Origin of the sequence: Streptomyces sp. NBC_01478, from assembly GCF_036227225.1 — a bacterium.
In the GTDB taxonomy this organism is placed as follows: Bacteria; Actinomycetota; Actinomycetes; order Streptomycetales; family Streptomycetaceae; genus Streptomyces.
Window position 1 is genome coordinate 8,563,121 of record NZ_CP109444.1, and the last position, 16,207, is coordinate 8,579,327.

At 69.5% G+C, this 16,207-nt stretch carries 15 protein-coding genes; 5 read left to right on the forward strand and 10 right to left on the reverse strand.

Annotated features, from left to right (window positions below; translation table 11 throughout):
- Positions 1 to 22: 22 nt before the first annotated feature.
- The gene (locus OG223_RS38725) at positions 23 to 715 is read right to left on the reverse strand and encodes a response regulator (protein WP_329259105.1); all 693 of its coding nucleotides are present in this window, start codon (positions 713 to 715) and stop codon (positions 23 to 25) included.
- A gap of 160 nt (positions 716 to 875) precedes the next feature.
- Here OG223_RS38725 and OG223_RS38730 point away from each other — a divergent pair, with 160 nt between their 5' ends.
- The 3 genes from OG223_RS38730 (at position 876) to OG223_RS38740 (ending at position 3,696) form a co-directional block, all read left to right on the forward strand.
- Positions 876 to 1,691: an ABC transporter ATP-binding protein gene (locus tag OG223_RS38730; RefSeq protein WP_329259109.1), complete on the forward strand. Its 816-nt coding sequence runs from the start codon at positions 876 to 878 to the stop codon at positions 1,689 to 1,691.
- Positions 1,681 to 2,559 (forward strand): ABC transporter permease, encoded by an 879-nt coding sequence (locus OG223_RS38735; protein ID WP_329259112.1) that lies wholly within the window; start codon positions 1,681 to 1,683, stop codon positions 2,557 to 2,559. Before OG223_RS38730 ends, OG223_RS38735 begins: the two co-directional genes overlap by 11 nt.
- A gap of 75 nt (positions 2,560 to 2,634) precedes the next feature.
- A complete protein-coding gene (locus OG223_RS38740; RefSeq protein WP_329259115.1) occupies positions 2,635 to 3,696 on the forward strand; it encodes an ABC transporter substrate-binding protein in 1,062 nt (353 codons plus the stop codon).
- Between the two features lie 12 nt (positions 3,697 to 3,708).
- Here OG223_RS38740 and OG223_RS38745 read toward each other — a convergent pair whose 3' ends face one another.
- The 4 genes from OG223_RS38745 to OG223_RS38760 form a co-directional block, all read right to left on the reverse strand.
- Positions 3,709 to 4,389 carry a response regulator gene (locus tag OG223_RS38745; RefSeq protein WP_329259118.1) on the reverse strand — a complete coding sequence of 227 codons (681 nt, stop codon included), beginning with the start codon at positions 4,387 to 4,389 and terminating at the stop codon, positions 3,709 to 3,711.
- On the reverse strand, positions 4,386 to 6,056 hold the full coding sequence (locus tag OG223_RS38750; RefSeq protein WP_329259120.1) for a sensor histidine kinase: 1,671 nt from the start codon (positions 6,054 to 6,056) through the stop codon (positions 4,386 to 4,388). The genes OG223_RS38745 and OG223_RS38750 overlap by 4 nt, the downstream gene beginning before the upstream one ends.
- A gap of 138 nt (positions 6,057 to 6,194) precedes the next feature.
- Complete coding sequence (locus OG223_RS38755) at positions 6,195 to 7,133, reverse strand: sucrase ferredoxin (protein WP_329259123.1); 939 nt, start codon at positions 7,131 to 7,133, stop codon at positions 6,195 to 6,197.
- A gap of 54 nt (positions 7,134 to 7,187) precedes the next feature.
- Complete coding sequence (locus OG223_RS38760) at positions 7,188 to 8,444, reverse strand: citrate synthase family protein (protein WP_329265710.1); 1,257 nt, start codon at positions 8,442 to 8,444, stop codon at positions 7,188 to 7,190.
- Between the two features lie 98 nt (positions 8,445 to 8,542).
- Between OG223_RS38760 and OG223_RS38765 the strand changes: the two genes are divergently transcribed.
- Positions 8,543 to 9,709: a citrate synthase/methylcitrate synthase gene (locus OG223_RS38765; RefSeq protein WP_329259126.1), complete on the forward strand. Its 1,167-nt coding sequence runs from the start codon at positions 8,543 to 8,545 to the stop codon at positions 9,707 to 9,709.
- Between the two features lie 12 nt (positions 9,710 to 9,721).
- On the opposite strand, the gene OG223_RS38770 is transcribed toward OG223_RS38765, so the two are convergent.
- The 4 genes from OG223_RS38770 to OG223_RS38785 form a co-directional block, all read right to left on the reverse strand.
- On the reverse strand, positions 9,722 to 10,393 hold the full coding sequence (locus tag OG223_RS38770; RefSeq protein WP_329259129.1) for a DUF6082 family protein: 672 nt from the start codon (positions 10,391 to 10,393) through the stop codon (positions 9,722 to 9,724).
- A gap of 166 nt (positions 10,394 to 10,559) precedes the next feature.
- Complete coding sequence (locus OG223_RS38775; protein WP_329259133.1) at positions 10,560 to 10,847, reverse strand: hypothetical protein; 288 nt, start codon at positions 10,845 to 10,847, stop codon at positions 10,560 to 10,562.
- A 43-nt stretch (positions 10,848 to 10,890) separates the two neighbouring features.
- A complete protein-coding gene (locus OG223_RS38780) occupies positions 10,891 to 11,130 on the reverse strand; it encodes a hypothetical protein (protein ID WP_329259136.1) in 240 nt (79 codons plus the stop codon).
- Between the two features lie 238 nt (positions 11,131 to 11,368).
- Positions 11,369 to 11,923, reverse strand: a complete 555-nt coding sequence (locus tag OG223_RS38785; protein WP_329259139.1) for a DUF6082 family protein — start codon at positions 11,921 to 11,923, stop codon at positions 11,369 to 11,371.
- A 475-nt stretch (positions 11,924 to 12,398) separates the two neighbouring features.
- Here OG223_RS38785 and OG223_RS38790 point away from each other — a divergent pair, with 475 nt between their 5' ends.
- The gene (locus OG223_RS38790; protein WP_329265712.1) at positions 12,399 to 13,463 is read left to right on the forward strand and encodes a CobW family GTP-binding protein; all 1,065 of its coding nucleotides are present in this window, start codon (positions 12,399 to 12,401) and stop codon (positions 13,461 to 13,463) included.
- A gap of 12 nt (positions 13,464 to 13,475) precedes the next feature.
- Here OG223_RS38790 and OG223_RS38795 read toward each other — a convergent pair whose 3' ends face one another.
- Entirely contained in the window at positions 13,476 to 15,932 is a 2,457-nt protein-coding gene (locus OG223_RS38795) for a DNA gyrase/topoisomerase IV subunit A (RefSeq protein WP_329259142.1), read from the reverse strand.
- Between the last annotated feature and the right edge of the window lie 275 nt (positions 15,933 to 16,207).

The window sequence follows — 16,207 nt, forward strand, 5'->3', positions numbered from 1 at the left end:
CCGTGTGCCGTGCCACGCGTGGCTACGGCGCCACCCAGGCGTAGCGGTGTTCCGGGCGGCCCGTGTCGCCGTACTTGAGGGAGAGGCGGAGGCGGCCGGCCTGTTCCAGGTGGCGGAGGTAGCGCTGGGCGGTCGAGCGGCTCAGGCCGGTCTCGGCGGCGACCTCGTGGGCCGAGAGCGGGTGGCCGGCGCTGTGCAGGACGCCGCAGATCAGGTCGGTGGTCGGTTCCGAGTGGCCGCTGGGCAGGCCGGGGGAGGCCGGCACGGCCGTCGTGCGCAGCGCGCCGAAGATGCGGTCGACCTGCTCCTGGCCGGCGATGCCACGGCCGCCGACGCGATCGACGGTGCGGCGCAGGGCGGCGTACGAGTCGAGGCGGGTGCGCAGCGCGGCGAAGGTGAACGGCTTGACCAGGTAGTGCAGGGCGCCCAGGCGCATCGCCCGCTGCACGGTCGTCACATCGCTGGCCGCCGTGATCATGATGACGTCGGTGCCGTGGCCCTGTTGCCGCATGCGGTGGACGAGTTCGAGACCCGTCTGGTCGGGCAGATAGTGGTCGAGCAGCACCAGGTCGATGGCCCCGCGCTCCACGGTGGCCAGCGCCTGGGCGGCGCTGTGCGCGCGGGCGGCGACCCGGAAGCCGGGAACCTTTCCCACGTACCTGGCGTTGATCTCGGCGACGCGGAAGTCGTCGTCCACGACCATGACGTCAATCATCGGGCCTCTTTCCTCAAGGCCATGGCGAGCGTTAAGCCCGTGTTTCGGCTCCGCAGTTGTAGCGCGAGCAAAACGAGCACAACAGGCTCTTGCGAGCAAAAGAACGGCTTGCGCCCAGAAGACTGCTGCTGTGGTCCGGGCCACATCTACGGTCCCGGCCATGAGCGCAGACACCAGCCCCGCCATCGAGTTGCGGGGCGCGAGCAAGACCTTCAGGACCCCGTCGGGGGGTCTGCACACGGCCGTACGGGGGCTTGATCTCACCGTCGGACGTGGCGAGTTCGTGGCGGTCGTGGGCCCCACGGGCTGCGGCAAGTCGACCACGCTGACCCTCGTCAGCGGACTGGAGGAGCCCTCCGAGGGCGATGTGCTGGTGGCCGGGGAGCCCGTCTCCGGCGTCGGCGACAAGGTCGGCTTCGTCTTCCAGCAGGACGCCACCTTCCCCTGGCGCACGGTGCTGTCCAACGTCATGGCGGGCCCGCGCTTCCGCGGCGTACCGAAGGCGGAGGCCAGGGCGAAGGCGCGTGAGTGGCTGGCCCGGGTCGGGCTCTCCGCCTTCGAGGACCGCTATCCGCACCAGCTCTCCGGCGGGATGCGCAAGCGCGTCGCGCTCGCCGCGACCTTCGTCAACGACCCCGAGATCCTGCTGATGGACGAGCCGTTCTCGGCACTCGACGTGCAGACCAGGGCCCTGATGTCGGACGAACTCCTGGAGCTGTGGGAGGGCACCGGTGCCTCGGTCGTCTTCGTCACCCACGACCTGGAGGAGTCCATCGCGCTGGCCGACCGGGTCGTCGTGATGACCGCCGGGCCGGCCACCGTGAAGCAGGTCTACGACATCGACCTGCCGCGGCCCCGCAAGGTCGAATCGGTGCGCATGGAGCCGCGGTTCATCGAGATCTACCGCGAGATCTGGGAGTCCCTCGGCGAAGAGGTCCGCATCACGCGCGAGAGGGGTGCGGCCAATGTCGCCTGACGTCATGCCCGAGGACAAGGTCGTAGCCACCGTGACCGAGCCCGGCGACAAGCCGGACCGCGCCCATTCACGCGCGCGTGCCGCCCGCAAACGCAAGGTCGGTGTCGGAGCGGCGAGAGTGCTGCTCCTGGTCGCCGTTCTCGGTCTGTGGGAGGTGCTCTCCCGGGCCAAGGTCATCGATCCGTTCAACTTCTCGATGCCCTCCAAGATCTGGGACCAGATCTACACCTGGGTGATGCACGGGACCGCGCTCGGCTCCCTGGGGGAGCAGATCTGGTTCACGCTCCAGGAGGCGCTGCTGGGCTGGATCATCGGTGTGATCGCCGGTGTCGTGTTCGGTATCGCTCTGGGGCGGATCACCTTGCTCGCCGACATACTTGGTCCATACATCAAGGTGCTCAACTCCATACCGAGGATCGTGCTCGCCCCGATCTTCGTGATCTGGTTCGGACTCGGACCGGCCTCCAAGGTCGCGTCGGCCGTCGTGCTCGTCTTCTTCCCGGTGTTCTTCAACGCCTTCCAGGGCGCCCGCGAGGTCGACCGCAACCTGGTCGCCAACGCCCGCATCCTCGGCGCCAGCGACCGCAGGGTGACCCTCCAGGTGGTCATCCCGTCCGCGACCTCCTGGATCTTCACCAGCCTCCATGTCAGCTTCGGCTTCGCCCTCATCGGCGCGATCGTCGGGGAGTACATCGGCGCCACCAAGGGCATCGGCCTGCTCGTCGCGCAGTCCCAGGGCACGTTCAACGCGGCCGGTGTGTACGCCGCGATGGTGATTCTCGCGGTCGTCGCCCTCGTCGCCGAAGGGTTCCTCACCTTCGCCGAGAACCGCATCTTCCGCTGGAAGCCGTCGGGCTCCGACAGCTGAACCGCCGCTCACGGCACCCCCGTTGACGTGGCCCCCTCCTCCCCGCACCGCACCCTCACAAGGACGTGAACCGCCATGCGCAAGACCGCCAGATACGCCGCCCTGGCCGCCTCGGGCCTGCTCGCCCTCTCCTCGCTCACCGCCTGCGCCAACGACGCGGCCAGCACCGCCTCCACGGGCTCAGGAAGCAAGGGCGACGGCAAGGGCGTGAAGGTCAAGATCATGGTCGGTGGCCTGGACAAGGTCATCTACCTGCCCGCGATGCTCACCCAGCGGCTCGGCTACTTCGACGCCGAGGGCCTCGACGTCGAGCTGCTGAGCGAACCGGCCGGCGTCCAGGCCGAGACCGCGCTCGTCTCCGGGCAGGTCCAGGGAGCCGTCGGCTTCTACGACCACACGCTCGACCTCCAGGTCAAGGGCAAGTCGGTCGAGTCCGTGGTGCAGTTCTCGCAGGCGCCCGGCGAAGTGGAGGTCGTCTCCACCAAGGCGGCGGGGAAGGTCAAGTCGGCCAAGGACTTCAAGGGCAAGAAGCTCGGCGTGACCGGCCTCGGCTCCTCCACCGACTTCCTCACCAAGTACCTCGCCGTCAAGAACGGCGTCGATGTCAGCGAGTTCACCCCGGTCGCCGTCGGCGCGGGACCGACCTTCGTCGCCGCGCTCCAACAGGGCTCCATCGACGCCGGGATGACGACCGACCCGACCGTCGCCACGATCCTCGACAAGAAGGCCGGCAAGATCCTCGTCGACATGCGGACGCCCGAGGGATCACAGGCGGCGCTGGGTGGACCGTATCCCTCGTCAAGTCTGTACATGCAGACGGACTGGGTGAACAGCCACAAGTCCACTGTGCAGAAGATGGTCAATGCATTCGTCAAGACGCTCACGTGGATGTCCACCCACAGCGCGACCGAGATCGCCGACAAGATGCCCGCCGACTACTCCCAGGGCAACAAGTTCCTCTACGCCACCGCGATCAAGAGCACGCTGCCGATGTTCACCAAGGACGGCGTGATGCCGGCGAACGGCCCGGAGACCGTCGAGAAGGTGCTCAAGGCGTTCAACCCCACCATCAAGAACGCCGACGTGGACCTCGACAAGACGTACACGACCGAGTTCGTGAAGAACGCGACAGGCTGACCGGCCGCGCCCTCAGGCGCGGGTCGCCCACATGTAACGGTGTTCCGGGCGGCCCGCGTCGCCGTATTTGAGCGTCAGCCGGGCCCGTCCGGTGCGCTCCAGGAGCTTCAGATAGCGCTGGGCGGTCTGCCGGCTCACTCCGGTGCGGTCGGCGATCTCCTGGGCGGACAGGGGGCCTTCGGCGTTCATCAGGGACTGGCGCACGAGTTTCGCCGTGGTGGGGGAGTGCCCTTTGGGCAGCCCGGGCTCCGAGGGCGCGGACAGGGCGCCGAAGATGCGGTCCACCTCGGCCTGTTCGGCCTCGCCGCCGCCGTCGAGCGTCCGGCGCAGTTCCGCGTACGCCTCCAACTTGGCCCGCAGGCCCGCGAACGCGAACGGCTTGACCAGGTACTGCAGTGCGCCCAGCCGCATTGCCGCCTGCACGGTCGTCACGTCCCGGGCCGCCGTCACCATGATCACGTCGGTCTGGTGGCCGCGCCGGCGCATCTCCTGGACGACCGCCAGACCCGTCTCGTCGGGCAGATAGTGGTCCAGGAGGACCAGGTCCAGCCGGGGCAGCGTCTCCAGCCGGTTCAGCGCCTCGGCCGCGCTGTGCGCCTCGGCGGCGACGTGGAAGCCCGGCACCTTCTCCACGTAGGCCGCGTTGACCTGGGCGACCCGCGTGTCGTCGTCCACGACCAGGACCTCGATCATCGCGACTCCTCCTCGGCGTCGGTCTCCCCGGGGGCGGTGAGAGCCGGTTCCAGGTCCGGCTCGGTCAGCGCCTCGGGCAGGACGACCGCGAACTCCGCGCCCCCGCCGAACGCCTCCGTCACCACCGCGCTGCCGCCCTGCCGTTCGGCCAGTCGACGCACCAGGGAGAGCCCTATTCCGCGCTTGCCATGAGCCGGGGGCTTCTTCGTGGACCATCCCTCGGTGAAGACCAACTCCCGTTGTTCCTCCGGGATTCCGGGGCCCGTGTCGCGCACCCGGAGCACGGCCGTACGGCCCTCCGTCCGCAACTCGACCTCCACGCGTGCGTGAGGTGTGCCTCCGACGGCGTCGAGCGCGTTGTCCACGAGGTTGCCGACGACCGTGACCAGTCCCCGCGGATCGATCAACCGGTCGGGCAGCCAGGTGCGGTCGGAGATCCACAGGGCGACGCCCCGCTCGGCCGCGACGGTCGCCTTGCCCACCAACAGGGCGGCGAGCAGCGGGTCCTGGATCTTCTCGGTGACCTGCTCGGCCGTCGCCCGGTGATCGCCGACCACCTCGCCGACGAAGTCCACGGCGTCGTCGTACATCTCCAGTTCGAGCAGCCCCAGGAGGGTGTGCATGCGGTTGGCGTGCTCGTGGTCCTGGGCGCGCAGGGCGTCGATCAGCCCGTGCGTCGAGTCCAACTCCCGGCCGAGCTGCTCCAGTTCGGTGCGGTCGCGCAGGGTGGCGACGGCGCCGCCGTCGTCGGTGGGCATCCGGTTGGTGACCAGGACGCGCTGGCCCCGGACGGCGAGCAGGTCGGTGCCGGTCACCCGGCCCGCCAGGACATCGGTCGTACGGCCCTCCCCGAGCGCCTCGTCCAGGGAGCGGCCGACCGCCTCGTCACCGATGCCCAGCAGCCGCCGCGCCTCGTCGTTCAGGAGCCGTATGCGGCCGCCGCGGTCCAGGGCGACGACGCCCTCCCGGATGCCGTGCAGCATCGCCTCGCGCTCCGAGAGCAGCGCCGAGATGTCCGAGAAGGCGAGGTCCCGGGTCTGCCGCTGGACCCTCCGGGAGATCAGCCAGGCCGCCAGCGCACCGACGGCGAGCGCGCCCCCGGCGTACGCCAGCAGCCCCGGGATCGCGCTGATCAACTGCGCGCGGACGCTGTCGTACTTGATGCCTACGGAGACGGCTCCGACGACCGTGCCGTCGGCGTCGCGCAGGGGCACCTTGCCGCGGGCCGAGCGGCCCAGGGTGCCCTTGTCGATCTCCTTGACCTCCTGACCGGCCAGGGGCTGGTCAGGAGAGGTCGAGACGAACCGGCCGATCTCGCTCGGGGTCGTGTGCGACCACCGGACGCCCCGCCAGTCCATCACCACCACGTACTCGGCCTTGGTGGCCTTGCGGACCCGCTCCGCCTCCTTCTGGACGGGGCCGTCCACGGTCGGAGGGGTGTTCTGGACGTCCTTGATGATCTGCGGCTGCTGCGCGGTGGTCTGGGCGATGGCCAGGGCGCGGTTCATCGCCTCCTGGTCGAGCTGTTTGCTCAACGGCGCGAGGAACAGCCCGGTCGCCAGGACCGCGACTCCCGCGGCGATCGCCAACTGCATCAGCAGCACCTGCGAGAACACCCGCCGCGGCAGCCCGAGGCGACGGCGGCGTGCGGGGGGTGTGGGGCTCATACCCATGACGGTACGTGGCGGGGTGGGGGCTGCCCCAGGGGTGTGGCATGGATCTCTTGACCAGTTCTTGGGGAAACGTGGTTCCAGGAGACGGCCTTTTACCTGCGCGACCACACCAGGAGACGCGTGCCGGGCGGGTCAGCCCGCCAGCGCCGACGTCAGCTCGCGCACCGCCACCACGTCCATCCGCGCCGGCGCGCCGAGGACCGACGTCCCGCAGCTCTCCGGGCGGGGCGGCAGGGAAGCGCCCTGGGCGACGATCACGCGCCAGTGGCGCCCGTCGGTGTGCGCGACGGTCACCTCCCAGCGCGGTGCGGCGCCGTCCGTCCGTACGACGGTCAAGGCGTCCATCGCGTACTCGCCCGCCGCCGTCCGCACGGCCAGCTCCGCCGCCTGTCCGGGCCGCTCCCACGCCGAGCCGCCCCGGCAGCCCTCGACGACCACACGGCCCTCCTGGACGCCCTGGAGGATCTCCTTGACGGTGTGGGCCCCGATGCGCCCGTACGCGTAGCCGTGCGGCAGGACGAGCAGCGTTGGCGAGAAGCGATGGCCGCCCAGATGGGTGACCTCCCAGGCGCCCTCGACCCCGGAGGCGGCCAGCTCGGCCGCGAGGGGGCGGCCCAGGAGCGCGCAGCAGCGGTCGCGCTTGCCGTTGGTGCAGACGAGCGCGAGCGGGGCGCCGGTGTGGGCCCGCCCGCCGAGCGCCGAGCCGAACGAGCGCGGGTCACCCGTGCCGAGGGCGGCGAAGTCCAGGGCGAGCAGTTCCCGCGGGTCGGTGGTCGTGGCGTTGTGCAGCCATACGTTTCCGGGAACGGTGTGGGCCGCGTACACCTGGCGCACCGGCGACGCCGCCGGGTCGGCGTGCCGTCCGGGACGGCGGATGAGCGCGATCCGTACGCCCGTGTTCGCGGCGGCCGCCTCCAGGGCGCGGCCCAGCACGGGGTCCAGGTGGCTCGAAGTGAGCGCTTTGGCACCCCAAGGACCGGGCTGTTCCAGCAGCAGCCACGTCGTCGCCGTGGCCGCGGTTCCGGAAATGGGCTCGTCGAGGTCCCGAGAGACGGTCGCGCACGTACTCACAGAGGTGAGCCTAACCTGACTTGCCTCGGGGCGACTTCCGGCCGCGCTCGTGTCCTACTCCGGTAGTGGTTGAGGCGGTCTGGGGCCTACGTAGTGACCGCTGGGCCGCATGCGCAGCGGTCGCTCGCCGTACTCCTCCAGGGCGTGTGCGATCCAGCCCGCCGTACGGGCGACGGCGAAGACCGTCTCGCCCGCCGTGGAGGGCATCCCCGAGGCGACGGTGAGGACGGCGAGAGCCAGGTCGACGTTGGCGTGCAGCGGGGTGTGGCGGGCGGTGGTGGCGACGATGTCCCGGGCCGCGGCGAGACCGGGCGCGGCGCCAGGGATCTCCTTCAGGAGGGCGAACAGGGCACGCGCGCGTGGGTCCTCGCCCGGGTAGAGCCGGTGGCCGAGTCCGGGAATACGGCGGCCGGCCCGCAGTTCGTCCGCGACCACCGGACCGGCGCTGCCCTGGTCGAGCACGTCGAGCAGCAGCCGGTGCGCCAGGCCGCTGGCGGCGCCGTGCAGGGGGCCTTCGAGGACCCCCAGGCCGGAGGAGACGGCCGCGTACGGGTGGGCGCGGGCCGAGGCGGCGACCCGCACCGCGAGCGTGGACGCGGCCAGGTCGTGGTCCACGAGCAGCCCAAGTGCCGTGTCCAGGACGCGCAGTGACGCCTCGTCAGCAGGCTGTCCGCTCAGCCGTGCCCACAGTCGGTGGGCCAGCGGACCCTCGTCGCGATGGGCGCGCCGCACCGGCGGCAGGGCCGCGACGAGGGTGGGGATGAGGATGCGCGCGGTGCCGAGCACGGCGTCCTCGGACAGGTCGAAGCGCAACGGGTCCGCGGTCGCCGCCGCGATGGCCGCGACCCGCAACCGGTCGGTGGGGCCGGTGTGTTCGGGCAGCGCGTCGACGGCGCGACGGGCGACGGCGACGGCCGCCTTGGGCGCGGTGAACGTGATCCCGGGACGCAGCTCCCCGGTCCACAGCCACTCGGCGATCTCCTCGTAGGAGTGGCGCGCGGCCAGCTCGGTCGCGTCGACGCCCCGGAAGTAGTAACGGTCCTTCTCGATGAGCGTGATGCGGGTCCGTACGGACAACTCGCCGCCGGAACCCGAACTCCCGCTGCTCTCCCGCCTGTTGCGCCGGGCGAGCGCCTCCACCTCCTCGGCGTCGAAGGTGCTGCCCCGACCGCCGGGCTCGCGTCTGCTGCCCAGTTGCCCGCGACTCACGTACGCGTACACGGTCTCGGGCTTCACGCCGAGCAGCTCGGCGGTCTCCTTGGTGCTCAACCGTCGCTCGGGGTGACCGGGAGCGGGTTCTTGATCGCGCATGGAGGTCACGGTATCCATCTCTGGATCATATTGATTCAATCAATATTGACAGAGAATGAGTCAACCATGGACAGTCGAATCAAGTCCAGGGAGGAAACATGTCCGTCAACAGGGCCGCAGCCACTCGTATCGAGGTTCCGCGGGGACTCGCGGGCGTCGTCGTCACCGACACCCGAATCGGTGACGTCCGAGGGATCGAGGGCTTCTACCACTACCGCCAGTACTCCGCCGTCGAACTCGCGCAGACCCGCGGCTTCGAGGACGTCTGGCATCTCCTCGCCCACGGCGAACTGCCGGACGCCGACCGGAGCGCCGCCTTCGCCGCCGAGACCGCCGCGCTGCGTCGGCTGCCCGACGAGGTGCGGGCCGCGCTGCCTGCCGTGGCGGCGGCGAGCGGGACGTCCGGACCGCTGTCCGGGATGCGTACGGCACTGTCGCTGCTCGGCGCCGCGAAGGGCTTCCGGCCGGTGTACGACATCGACGCGGACACCCGCCGCCAGGACACCGTCGTGGCGTCCGCGGCCGTACCGACGCTGCTGACCGCGCTGTACCGGCTGGGGCGGGGACTCGACCCCGTGGAGCCGCGCGAGGACCTCCCCTACGCGGCCAACTACCTGTACATGTTGACGGGTTCGGAGCCGGACAAGCAGCAGGCCAGGGCGATCGAGCAATACTTGATCTCAACCATTGACCACGGATTCAATGCGTCAACCTTCACCGCGCGGGTCATCGCGTCGACGGGGGCGGATGTGGCGGCCTGCCTGGTGGGGGCCGTAGGGGCGCTCTCGGGTCCGTTGCACGGAGGTGCGCCCAGCCGTGCCCTGGACACCCTGGACGCGATCGGCACGCCGGACCGTATCGACCCGTGGATCCGCGAACGTGTCCTCGCCGGTGACCGCATCATGGGCTTCGGCCACGCGATCTACCGCACGGAGGACCCCCGCTCGCGGATGCTGCGCGAGGTCGCCCAGCAGTTCGGCGGCCCGCGGGTCGAGTTCGCCGTAGAGGTCGAGCGCCAGGTCGAGGCGATCCTCGCCGAACTCAAGCCGGGGCGTGAGCTGCACACGAACGTCGAGTTCTACGCGGGGCTGGTGATGGAACTCTGCGGGCTGCCGCGGGAGATGTTCACGCCCACGTTCGCGGCGGCGCGGGTGGTGGGGTGGAGTGCGAACGTGGTGGAGCAGGCGGAGGACTCGAAGATCATCCGGCCGGTGGCTCGGTATGTGGGGGTGGAGGCGCCGGTGGCGGTGCCACCTGTGGGATGACCGGATGCCGTTTCAAGGAGCCGAGGGGGTCGGCGGCGTCCCCCGATGCCGTGCTTCTTGGATTGCTTGCTCGAAGATCCTGAACAGGTGGCCTTCCGCGCTGTCGGGAGGCAGGGCTTCCTTGGCGCTGCGTGAACTGGCCCAGTAGCGGTTGAAGACAGGGCTCGCGACGAGCCGCTGGGCGTGCGCGAGCATCTCGGGCTCCGTGATGCCGCCCCACCTGTAGACGAGCAGGTAGTGACCGAAGGTGAGGTTGGCGAAGAGGTTCTGGCGGAGAGTCCGCGGCGATTCCCCGGGATAGTCGTTCCAGACCTCCGCCAGGGCGGGGTCTGCCATCTGCATCTGCGTCAGCTGCACGTGCAGGCTGCGTAGATCCGCTTCCGCGCTACGCCGCAACTCCTGGCGGGAAGAGACCAACTCCTCGCGCTGCATGCTGAGTTCCTGGCGTTGCATCCGCAGTTCATGCTGTTGGAACAGGAGTGTGACCACGAGCAGGATGAGTGCCAGCCCCGAGAAGACAGCGCTTGCCCCGCCGAAGTAGTCACCGATGGAGCTGCGTTCGAGCGCCGTCTGCCGATTGCCGTTGGCTTCTTCGACGCCACTCACGAGCCAGCCGCTCACCACGACGGAAGCCGCGCCCACCAGGGCCGTGCCGGCTATCGCCGCCGCGACCCAGGAGCTCACCGATAAGATCGATCGACGTATCGGACGATGTGTCGCCATCTGCCTCTCCCCATTTCGGCCTGCGGCATTCTGCCCCGGCCGCAGGCGGAGAAACGGACACCGCTGTGAGGGTGAGGGCGTGAGCACCTGCCTGCTCCGGGAGAGTTGGCGCAGGCAGGCAGGCATGTCACTTGTCAGGGATGAAGGCCCTGGCGCAAGTCAGCGTCTCGCGGTCGACCACCACGACGATTTCGTATCGGTTCAATTCCCGCATGTCCGGATACGCTTGCTGGATCTTCGTGGTCTCTTCTGTGCCGATTACCGCGAACCGGCCATCAGTCAGTTCGAAGACGTCCGGACAGGTCGAGCCGGAGTGGCTGTCACGCGACCGCGGAGGGAGGCCGATGCGCCGTGCTATGCGGAGAGGGTCGCCTGGCGATCGGCAGGCGTTCTTCCGCCCGAGATGGATGCTCATCTGTGGTCCTTGGAGGTGGCAGAGTGGGGATAGACCGGGGCCTTCAGGCCTCTGGAATATCGGCCTTGGCCCGGATCAGGGTCTCGCGAGTGATGACCACGATCCGCTCGTAGTCGGCGCGCGCGGCGTCGGCCGGGAGACGGGAGTCCAGAGAGTCAGTGACGTCCGTGCCGATGATGGCGAAGCTGCCGTCGGCCAATTCGAAGATGTCTGGACACGTCCCACCGTTTGTGCTGCCTCTGTCGCGTGGCGACGCACCGAGGCGGCGGATGATCTGACTCACTGTTGGTTTCCTCTGATTGCGCGAATGACGTTTCGTTTCTTGCACACAGCAGCGGCGGGGAACGAAGCGGCCCTGTGGGGTGTGCTCGTCATCCTGCGGCGTGGGCGACGGTCTTGTGGAGTCGCTCCACGCGATCACGTGTGAGTCAACCCCAGCAGCCGCTCGGACAACGGGAAACGTGACTTTTTCGTTATCGCCCGTGGGTGTGATTTCGCGAGCGCGGGCGCCTCGCCCCCCGTCACGCGCTCGGTGGCTCGCCCACGACCCACCACTCCTCCGTGTCCGCCTCTTCGAGGCTCTGGAGCAACTCGTCGACGAGCCAACCGAGTTCGGCCTCGTCCGTGTCGGCGAGGCTCGCGCGCTGCTGCCGCGTGGCATGCCAGTAGTCCCTGACGATCGGATTCTGGAACATGCCGCGGACGTGCTTGAAGAACTCTTCCTTGTTCAGATTGCCGATCCGGTAGTACAGCAGCAGGTTCGTGTACAGGGCGTTGGCGAACAGGTACTGGCGGCGCTGCTTGGGTGACACGGACACCTCGTAGATGTCCAGAACCTCCGCGAGCTCGGGATCGTCGATCGCCTTGCTGAGCAGTTCCCAGTGCTGCCGTTGCTGGCTGGCCAGGTCCGCATGCCGCTGGGCGTGAACCGCCCGTTCCATGGTCTCCAGTCGGAGGCGGAGAGCCTGCAGCCGTCGGCGCTGTACTGCCAAGCCGGCGAGGGCGCCCGCGGCTGCCCCGATGCCGGACACGGCTGCTGTGCTCAGCCCTCGTGTCCCCGTGTTCCGTGTGGCCATGTCAACAACCCCCGAATCAGGCGGCCGTCCGCCGGTCGTCGGGGTGCGGGTCGACTGATGGGGACCGGCGAGCGATGGGCGGCGCTTGCCGTCTCCCAGAGTGCCGAGCGGCTCTGATCGGCAGGGAGGCGGAGAGGAGGCGCACGGAGGGAAGCGAGGGTCGCACGAACCGGCGCCTTCCCCAACGTCTGCCCCGCAAGTGCTGCTAACAATCGTTCACTTCGCGGCGATTCTTCCGGCTCGTATCCTGGGGCGGCATTCAACCTCCGTACGTGCACCCGACCATCCGGCCGCGATCCGGTGCACGCGTCGGCGTGAAAGAGGTCGCACGTTGAGCCAGCAGAGCCCGAGCGCAAGCCCGAGCCCGAGCGCAAGCCCGCGCCCGAGTCCGCGCCCGAGTCCGAGCGCAAGCCCCGGTACGGATCCGGCATCGGTTCCGGTCCCGAATCCCGGCTCGGGGCCGAGTCGCCCGCAGATCCCGGTCCTCGTCCTCGCCGGATTCCTCGGTTCCGGCAAGACGACCCTGCTCAACCACCTCCTGCACCGCAGCGGAGGCAGCCGTATCGGCGCCATCGTCAATGACTTCGGGGCGATCGAGATCGACGCGCTCGCCGTGGCCGGTGCACTCGGCGACTCGACCGTCTCGCTCGGCAACGGGTGCCTGTGCTGTGCCGTCGACGCCAGTGAACTCGACGTCTACCTGGAGCGGTTGGCCGGGCCCGCCGCCGGTATCGACGTCATCGTCATCGAGGCCAGCGGGCTCGCCGAACCGGAGGAACTGGTGCGCATGCTGCTCGCCAGCGAGCATCCGGGGATCGTCTACGGCGGGCTCGTCGAGGTCGTCGACGCCGCAGAGTTCGACGACACGCGCGCGAAGCACCCCGAGATCGACCGGCATCTCTCCCTCGCCGACCTCGTCGTCGTGAACAAGCTCGACCGGGCGGTCGACGCCCCGCGGGTCCTCGGACTCGTCCGCTCGCTCACCGACCGAGCCGCCGTGGTGCCCGCCACCTACGGCCGTATCGACCCGGAGTTCCTCTTCGACTGTCGGCCGAGCGAGGAACGCGTCGGGCAGTTGACCTTCGACGACCTGCACGACCACGCCGGTGAGGAGGGGGACGAACACGCCGCGCACGCCGACCACTTGCACACCGCCTACGACAGTCTTTCCTTCGCCTCCGACAGTGCGCCCATGGATCCGCGACGGCTGATGACGTTCCTGGACAGCAGGCCCGAGGGGCTCTACCGCATCAAGGGGTACGTCGATTTCGGCGCCCACGATGCCCGCAACCGGTACGCCGTGCACGCCGTAGGACGGTTCCTGCGCTTCTATCCCGAGCCCTGGGCGGACGGCGACACCCGGCTGACCCAGCTCGTGCTCATCGGCACCGGCCTCGACCTGCCCGCCCTCGGCAAGGAGTTGGAGGCGTGCAAGGACGACGACGCCCCACACGCCGACGAGCACGGCATGTGGGGCGTCCTGCGTTACGTACAAGAGCCGGACCAGGAGCCCGAGTTGGACCTGGAGCCCGAAGCCTGAGGAGGGCAGCGGCTACACCGGGCCCGCCACCACCGACACCGTCTTCGGGAGCGACACGCCCGAGCCGTCGCGGCGCGGGTCCATCTCCGGGAGCTCCGCCGGTGTGCCGTCCCGTTGGGCCGCCTTCGCCGGTACGGGGCCCGCCCAGGCCAGGGAGAGGCAGTCCTCGCCCTTCAGGAAGCGCTGGCAGCGGACGCCGCCGGTGGCGCGGCCCTTGCGGGGGTACTGGTCGAACGGGGTCAGCTTGGCCGTCGTCTGGACGGAGTCGTCGAGCGTGCCGCGCGAGCCCGCGACCGTGAAGACGACCGCGTCCACGGCGGGGTCGACGGCCGTGAAGGAGATGACCTTCGCGCCCTCGGTGAGTTTGATGCCCGCCATGCCGCCGGCCGCGCGGCCCTGGGGGCGCACCTGGGAGGCCTGGTAGCGCAGCAGTTGGGCGTCGTCCGCGATGAAGACCAGGTCCTCCTCGCCGGTCCGCAACTCGACGGCGCCGACGATCCGGTCGCCGTCCTTGAGCGTGATGACCTCCAACTCCTCCTTGTTCGTGGGGTAGTCGGGGACCACGCGCTTGACGACGCCCTGTTCCGTGCCGATGGCCAGGCCCGGGGACGACTCGTCGAGGGTCGTCAGACAGATGACCGTCTCGCCCTCGTCCAGGGAGACGAACTCCGTGACCGGCGCGCCGCCGGAGAGGTTCGGCGCGGCGGCCGTCTCCGGGAGCTGGGGGAGGTCGACGACGTTGATGCGCAGGAGGCGGCCGGCCGAGGTGACCGCGCCCAGTTCGCCGCGGGCCGTCGCCGGGACCGCCGAGACGATCACGTCGTGCTTGACGCGCCGGGCCTCGGCGTCCTCCGGGAAGGGTTCGCCGTTCGCCGTACGGGCCAGCAGGCCCGTCGAGGAGAGCAGCACCCGGCACGGGTCGTCGGCGACCTGGAGCGGCACGGTGGCGGAGGGGGCGCCCGCCGACTCCAGCAGGACCGTACGCCGGTCGGTGCCGAACTTCTTTGCCACCGCGGCCAGTTCGGTCGATACCAGCTTGCGCAGCTCGGTGTCCGACTCCAGGATGCGGGTCAACTCCGCGATCTCCGCGGTGAGTCGCTCCATCTCCGACTCCAGCTCGATCCGGTCGAACCGGGTGAGCCGGCGCAGCGGCGTGTCCAGGATGTACTGCGTCTGGATGTCCGACAGTGAGAAGCGCTCCATCAGACTCTGCTTCGCCTGCGCGGAGTTGTCGCTGGAGCGGATGATCCGGATGACCTCATCGATGTCGATGAGCGCGGTGAGCAGGCCCTCCACCAGGTGGAGGCGGTCGCGCCGCTTGGTGCGGCGGAACTCGCTGCGTCGCCGTACGACATTGAAGCGGTGGTCGAGATAGACCTCCAGGAGTTCCTTGAGGCCCAGCGTGAGGGGCTGGCCGTCGACCAACGCCACGTTGTTGATGCCGAAGGACTCCTCCATCGGCGTCAGCTTGTAGAGCTGCTCCAGGACCGCTTCCGGTACGAAGCCGTTCTTGATCTCGATGACCAGGCGCAGGCCGTGCGCGCGGTCGGTGAGGTCCTTGACGTCGGCGATGCCCTGCAGCTTCTTCGCGCCGACCAGGTCCTTGATCTTCGCGATCACCTTCTCGGGGCCTACGGAGAAGGGCAGTTCGGTGACGACGATGCCCTTGCGGCGCGCTGTCACGTTGTCCACGGCGACCGTGGCGCGGATCTTGAAGGTGCCGCGGCCCGTCTCGTACGCGTCCCGGATGCCGGTGAGGCCGACGATCCGGCCGCCCGTCGGCAGGTCGGGGCCGGGGACGTGCCGCATCAGGCTGTCCAGGTCCGCGTTCGGATAGCGGATCAAGTGGCGGGCGGCGGCGATGACTTCGCCCAGGTTGTGCGGCGGCATGTTGGTGGCCATGCCGACGGCGATGCCCGACGAGCCGTTCACCAGGAGGTTCGGGAAGGCGGCGGGCAGGGCCACCGGCTCCTGCTCCTGGCCGTCGTAGTTCGGGGTGAAGTCGACCGTGTCCTCGTCGATCGACTCGGTCATCAGGTTGGCCGCTTCGGACGGCCGGCACTCGGTGTACCGCATGGCGGCCGGCGGGTCGTCGTTGCCCAGCGAGCCGAAGTTGCCGTGGCCGTCGGCCAGCGGCACGCGCATCGAGAAGGGCTGCGCCATGCGCACCAGGGCGTCGTAGATCGACGCGTCGCCGTGCGGGTGCAGCTTGCCCATTACTTCACCGACGACACGAGCACACTTGACGTACCCCCGGTCGGGACGCAAGCCCATCTCGTCCATCTGGTAGACGATCCGTCGGTGGACCGGCTTCAGGCCGTCCCGGGCGTCCGGCAGGGCTCGGGAGTAGATGACCGAGTACGCGTACTCAAGGTAGGAGCCCTGCATCTCGTCGACGACGTCGATGTCGAGGATCCGCTCCTCGAACGAGTCGTCGGGCGGCGGGGTCTTCGTGCTGCGGCGGGCCATCGCTGCCGGCTCCTCTTTTCTGGTCGCTCGCCTGGGGGTCGCTCCCCTTCGGCTCACTCGTGCTGAAGCGTGAACGGGGTCTTGACGTGAACCATTGTGGACCGCGGCACTGACAACGCGGACCAGGACCCGGCGTTGGCCGCTCGGCTCCGTCACCGACGGCTGCCGCGTGGGTCCACGTGTGCGACTGCCCGCAGGCTACGCGATCTCGCTCTCGGCGTACGTCCGCCGGGAACTTCGCCGACGGTCCGCACGCTTGCATACAGTGGCGGGAC